General features: G+C 76.3%; 3 protein-coding genes and 1 pseudogene. All 4 read left to right on the forward strand.

The window, feature by feature from the left end:
- Nucleotides 1-226, forward strand: a pseudogene (locus HUW36_RS35385) (hypothetical protein); the annotation flags it as partial.
- Nucleotides 227-270: 44 nt separating this feature from the next.
- Nucleotides 271-621 (forward strand): YciI family protein, encoded by a 351-nt coding sequence (locus HUW36_RS31125; RefSeq protein ID WP_174531349.1) that lies wholly within the window; start codon nucleotides 271-273, stop codon nucleotides 619-621.
- Complete coding sequence (locus HUW36_RS31130) at nucleotides 618-1,826, forward strand: RNA polymerase sigma factor (RefSeq protein ID WP_174531350.1); 1,209 nt, start codon at nucleotides 618-620, stop codon at nucleotides 1,824-1,826. Before HUW36_RS31125 ends, HUW36_RS31130 begins: the two co-directional genes overlap by 4 nt.
- Nucleotides 1,827-1,898: 72 nt before the next feature.
- On the forward strand, nucleotides 1,899-2,346 hold a 448-nt coding region (locus HUW36_RS31135; RefSeq protein ID WP_174531351.1), incomplete at its 3' end, for an ATP-binding cassette domain-containing protein.

Raw genomic sequence — 2,346 nt, forward strand, 5'->3', positions numbered from 1 at the left:
CGCCGACTTCGCCGCCTCCGGCCGGGCCTTCGGCGGTGACCTGCTGGCCGTGGCCGGGGGAATGTTCGCGGCCGGCTACACCGCCTTCGGTGAGCGCGCAGGCCAGGCCGGAGAAGCCCGCCCCCACCACGATCACCCGGCCGCCGCGCACGACTCGGCATACCCGGATCCCGGCCGGATTCTCCCGCGCCCGGCGTGTCGAAACCGGCGTCCGCCGTTCGTGTGAAGGGTGGGGGGCGGCGCCGGGCCGCCCGGGACGAGGAGGAGCCGATGAGGCAGTACCTGATCAGCATGTACCAGCCGGCCGGCGCGGTCCGGCCGGACCCGGAGTTCCTGGCCGGGGTGATGCGCGAGGTCGAGGCCGTCGGCCGGGACCTGCGGGAGGCCGGGTGCTGGGTGTTCGGCGACGGGCTGCACGCACCGGAGACGGCCACCGTGCTGCGCCCGGACGGCGACGAGGTGCTGATCACCGACGGGCCGTTCACCGAGGGCAAGGAGTACCTGGGCGGGGTCACGATCATCCGGGCGCCCGACCTGGACGCCGCGCTCGACTGGGGTCGCCGCTACGCCCGCGCCACCACGCTGCCGATCGAGGTGCGCCCGTTCCAGGGCGAGGGATGACCGAGGTCGAGCGCGTCTTCCGGGCGGAGTACGGCCGCGCGGTCGCCGTCCTGGTCCGCCTCCTCGGCGACATCGACCTCGCCGAGGAGGCGGTCCAGGAGGCGTTCACGGTCGCGGTGCGGCGGTGGGCCGTGGACGGGCCGCCGCCCAGCCCGGCCGGCTGGATCGTCACCACCGCCCGGAACCGGGCGATCGACCGGCTGCGGCGCGAGTCCACCCGCCACGCCCGGCACGCCGAGGCCGCCCTGCTGTACGCCGCCGACCCGCCCGCACCGGAGGGACCCGTGGCCGACGACCGGCTGCGCCTGATCTTCACCTGCTGCCACCCCGCGCTCGGCGCCCCCGCGCGGGTGGCGTTGACGCTGCGCCTGCTCGGCGGCCTGAGCACCGCCGAGATCGCCCGGGCGTTCCTGGTGCCGGAGCCGACCATGGCCCAGCGCCTGGTCCGGGCCAAGGCCAAGATCCGCGACGCCGGGATCCCGTACCGGGTGCCCCGCGACGCCGACCTGCCCGACCGGCTGCGCGGGGTGCTCGCCGTGGTCTACCTGATCTTCAACGAGGGGCACACCGCCAGCGCCGGGGAGCGGCTCGGCCGCGCCGAGCTGGGCGCCGAGGCCATCCGGCTGGGCCGGTTGCTGGTCGCGCTGATGCCGGACGAGCCGGAGGCGCTCGGACTGCTCGCGCTGATGCTGCTGGTCGAGGCGCGTCGGGCCGCCCGGACCGGTCCGGACGGCGTGCCGGTGCCGCTGCCCGAGCAGGACCGCGACCGGTGGGACCGGGCGTCGGTGGACGAGGGGCAGGACCTGGTGCGGCGCTGCCTGCGCCGGGGCCGGCCCGGTCCCTACCAGATCCAGGCCGCGGTCAACGCGGTGCACGCCGACGCGGCCACCGCCGCCGACACCGACTGGACCCAGATCCTCGCCCTCTACGACCAGCTCGCGGCGTGCGCACCCGGCCCGGTGGTGGCGCTGAACCGGGCGGTCGCGCTGGCCGAGGTACGCGGGCCCGCGGCCGCGCTGGCCGAGGTGGACCGACTGGACCTGGCCGGCTACCACGTGTGGCACGTCGTGCGCGCCGACCTGTTGCGACGGTCGGGCCGGCCGGGGCAGGCGCGGGCCGCGTACGAGGCGGCGATCGCCGGCACCGCCAACGCCGCGGAGCGGGCGTTCCTCGCCCGGGCCCGGGACCGGTTGCCGGGGCATTGACGTACGTCCGGAGAAAAGTACACTCCCGATGTAAATAGATCGTCCGCGCGCCGTCGACCCGACGAGGTGACGATGAGCCCACCGGCCACCCCCACCGACGGTTCCGGTCTGGCGCTGCACCACGTCGGCGTCCACTTCGGGGGCCTGGTCGCGTTGGACGACGTCTCGCTGCGGGTGCCGCCCGGCCGGGTGGTCGGCGTGATCGGCCCCAACGGCGCCGGCAAGACGACCCTGTTCAACGTGGTCTGCGGCTTCGTGCGCCCCAGCGCGGGTGCGCTCACCCTGGACGGCCGACCGTTCCGGCCCCGCCCGCACCGGCTCACCGGCCTCGGCATCGCCCGCACCCTCCAGGGCGTCGGCCTGTTCCCCGGCCTGACCGTGCTGGAGAACGTGGTGGCCGGTGCCAGCCACGACGCCCGGGCCGGCTTCGCCGCCGCGCTGTTCGGCCTGCCCCGCAGCGACCGCGACGAGCGGCGGCTGCGCGCCCGGGCCCTCGACCTGCTCGCCGAGCTGGGCGTCG

Origin of the sequence: Micromonospora maritima, from assembly GCF_902825405.1 — a bacterium.
Lineage (GTDB): Bacteria > Actinomycetota > Actinomycetes > Mycobacteriales > Micromonosporaceae > Micromonospora > Micromonospora maritima.

Bases quoted from the DNA above. Each gene is read 5' to 3' on its own strand.
- HUW36_RS31125 (WP_174531349.1), top strand. From the start codon at position 271: ATGAGGCAGTACCTGATCAGCATGTACCAGCCGGCCGGCGCGGTCCGG.
- HUW36_RS31130 (WP_174531350.1), top strand. From the start codon at position 618: ATGACCGAGGTCGAGCGCGTCTTCCGGGCGGAGTACGGCCGCGCGGTC.